General features: G+C 71.8%; 3 protein-coding genes. All 3 read left to right on the top strand.

From position 1 onward, the window contains the following. The first annotated feature begins 333 nt into the window (after positions 1-333). From ACFTZL_RS43425 to ACFTZL_RS43415, 3 genes are read left to right on the top strand one after another with little or no spacing between them, the layout of a single operon-like run. Positions 334-1,155, top strand: a complete 822-nt coding sequence (locus tag ACFTZL_RS43425) for a glycosyltransferase family 2 protein (protein WP_382595716.1) — start codon at positions 334-336, stop codon at positions 1,153-1,155. Further along, complete coding sequence (locus tag ACFTZL_RS43420) at positions 1,152-2,177, top strand: glycosyltransferase family 2 protein (protein ID WP_382595713.1); 1,026 nt, start codon at positions 1,152-1,154, stop codon at positions 2,175-2,177. Before ACFTZL_RS43425 ends, ACFTZL_RS43420 begins: the two co-directional genes overlap by 4 nt. Then, positions 2,170-2,970, top strand: a complete 801-nt coding sequence (locus tag ACFTZL_RS43415; protein ID WP_382595710.1) for a polysaccharide deacetylase family protein — start codon at positions 2,170-2,172, stop codon at positions 2,968-2,970. The genes ACFTZL_RS43420 and ACFTZL_RS43415 overlap by 8 nt, the downstream gene beginning before the upstream one ends. Positions 2,971-3,035 lie beyond the last annotated feature (65 nt).

Raw genomic sequence — 3,035 nt, 5'->3', positions numbered from 1 at the left:
GTTCCAGGTCTTGCCATACGGGTTCAATCGTCAATACCGTCATACATCTCACCCGCATCGGTCCGTCAGTACGCGGCTCTAGGGGAGGGCTCAAGGACCGCGACGTACCGGCGCGGGGCGCGGTAGGGGGGTGCCGTGCTCGGTGACCGCACATGGTGGCCGGGCCGTGCCGCGCGGTCGGCTGCCGTTTTCGCGGTCGGCCAGCTTTGCCAGCTCACCCGGCGTGCCCGAAGCTCCATCTCGGCGTGCCACGGGTGAGAACCCCCCTTTCGAACCGGACTGGATCCGGACTGCCCTGGGGGGGCGGTCCACCGGACGAGAGGGACCAGACTCATGAGCTCAGTTCTGCAGCCGGCTGCCGCGGAGCAGCATCCGCCGGTCGCCGGAAAGTACCGGCCCGTCTCTTCTCACCTGGCCATCGCGCCGCCGGTGAGTGTGGTCATCCCGGCCATGAACGAGGCGGAGAATCTTCCGTACGTCTTCAAGACCCTGCCCGACTGGATACACGAAGTGGTCCTGGTCGACGGGAACTCCACCGACAACACCGTCCAGGTGGCGCGTGAGCTGTGGCCCGAGGTCAAGGTCGTCGAGCAGCGCGGCAAGGGCAAGGGCGACGCCCTGATCACCGGGTTCCAGGCCTGCACCGGCGACATCATCGTGATGGTCGACGCGGACGGCTCGGCCGACGGGGGCGAGATCCTGTCGTACGTCTCCGCCCTGGTCTCCGGCGCGGACTTCGCCAAGGGGTCCCGCTTCGCCAACGGCGGCGGCACCGACGACATGACCTTCATCCGCAAGCTCGGCAACTGGGCGCTGTGCACGGTCGTCAACCGCAAGTTCGGCGCCCGCTACACCGACCTGTGCTACGGGTACAACGCGTTCTGGCGGCACTGCCTCGACAAGATCGACCTCGACTGCACCGGCTTCGAGGTGGAGACCCTGATGAACATCCGGGTCGTCAAGGCCGGGCTCAAGGTGCAGGAGATCCCGAGCTACGAGTATCTGCGCATCCACGGCACCAGCAATCTGCGGGCCGTGCGGGACGGGCTGCGCGTGCTGCGGGTGATCCTCCAGGAACGCTCCAACCGCCGTGCGCTGCGCCGCCGTTCGCCCCAGTCGCCGATGCTGGACGCGATGCGGGGAGAGGTGTCTTGAGCGGTCCCGGCATCTCTGTCGTGATCTGCGCGTACACCGAGGACCGCTGGGAGGACATCCTCGCGGCGGTCTCCTCGGTGCGGGCGCAGTCACGGCCGGCCCTGGAGACGCTGCTGGTCGTCGACCACAACGACACGCTCCGGGAGCGGCTGGCCAAGGAGTACAAGGAGCCCTCCGAGGGCGCTGTGGTGCGGGTGCTCGCCAACGCGGGCCCCCGCGGCCTGTCCGCGGGCCGCAACACCGGGATCGCGGCGGCGCGCGGCGAGATCGTCGCCTTCCTCGACGACGACGCCGTGGCCGAGCGCGACTGGCTGCGGCACTTCGCCGAGGCCTACACCGACCCGCGGGTGATGGCGGTCGGCGGGCGCACGGTGCCGGTGTGGGCTTCGGGGCGGCGGCCGGACTGGTTCCCGGAGGAGTTCGACTGGGTGGTGGGCTGCACCTACCGGGGTCTGCCGCGCGGCCGGGTCCGGGTGCGCAATGTGCTCGGCGGCAACGCCTCGTTCCGCCGCACGGCCTTCGACACGGCGGGCGGCTTCGCCACCGGCATCGGCAGGGACGGCGACAAACGCCCGCTGGGCTGCGAGGAGACGGAACTGTGCATCCGTCTCAGCCGCGCGCGGCCCGACGCGGTGCTGCTGATCGACGACCGTGCGGTGATCCACCACCGGGTGCCCGAGGTCCGTGAGCACTTCCGCTACTTCCGTACGCGCGCCTACGCCGAGGGCCTGTCCAAGGCCCTGGTGGCCCGAAGTGTCGGGGCCGGGAAGGGACTCGAGTCGGAGCGCAGGTACGCGACCCGGGTGCTGCCGGCCGGGGTGGCCCGGGGCCTGCGGGACGCCCTGCTGGCCCGGCCGGGCGGCGCCGGGCGGGCGGGCGCGATCGTCACCGGGGTGCTGACGGCGGCGGGCGGGTACGTGGTGGGGAGCGTGCGGGCCCGCCGGGGCGGGGCGACGTTCTCGGTGCCCGCGGTGGAGACGGCGCAGCCGTCCGTGCCGGCGGAGGTGCGGGCCCGTGAGTGACGTACGCGTACCGGTCCTCATGTACCACGCGGTCGCGACCGACCCGAACGACGCGACCCGCGCGCTGTCCGTGACCCCGGAGGCGTTCGCCGAGCAGATGGCGGTGCTCGCGGACCGGGGGCTGACGCCCGTCACCACGGCCGGTCTCGCCGCGTGCTGGCGCTCCGGCCGCCCGCTGCCCGAACGGCCGGTCCTCATCACGTTCGACGACGGCTACGAGGGCGTGCACCGGCACGCGCTGCCCGTGCTCGCCAAGCACGGCTTCCCGGCCACGCTGTTCGTCTCGACCGGGTGGCTCCAGGGGCCGTACGACACCGGCGGCGGCCTGGACACCATGCTGGACTGGGACCAGGTCCGCGAGCTCGCAGCGGCGGGCGTCGAGATCGGCGGGCACAGCCACAGCCATCCCCAGCTCGACCAGGTCTCCGATGCCACGCTGCGGTTCGAGCTGATCCACTGCAAGGAGATCGTCGCGGACCAACTGGGCGCCGTTCCGGCCTCGTTCGCCTACCCCTACGGCTACTCCAGCCGCCGGGTCCGGCAGGCGGTGCGCGAGACGGGGTACACCCAGGCACTCGCCGTGGGCAACGGCCTCGCGCGCCGCACGCAGGGGCCGTACGCCCTGCGGCGCCTGACGGTGCGCCGCGGCACGGGTATCGACGAGTTCGAGCGGGTGATCGAGGGCCGCGCGATCGCCCGTACGTTCGCCAGGGACCGTGCCCTGACCAAGGGGTACGCCCTGGTCCGCAGGACCCGGCAGGCACGCCGGACGGTGTCCCGATTCGGGGTCTGACCTGCGCGGGCTTCGAGGCCTGACCTGCGCGGGCTTCGGGGTCTGACCTGCGCGGGGGAACCTGC

The organism is Streptomyces sp. NPDC056948 (assembly GCF_042674225.1).
In the GTDB taxonomy this organism is placed as follows: Bacteria; Actinomycetota; Actinomycetes; order Streptomycetales; family Streptomycetaceae; genus Streptomyces; species Streptomyces purpurascens.
This window is presented reverse-complemented; position numbering and strand designations above follow the sequence as displayed.

What these genes read in the sequence shown, in the direction of transcription:
- ACFTZL_RS43425 (WP_382595716.1), top strand. Translation starts at nt 334, where the DNA reads ATGAGCTCAGTTCTGCAGCCGGCTGCCGCGGAGCAGCATCCGCCGGTC.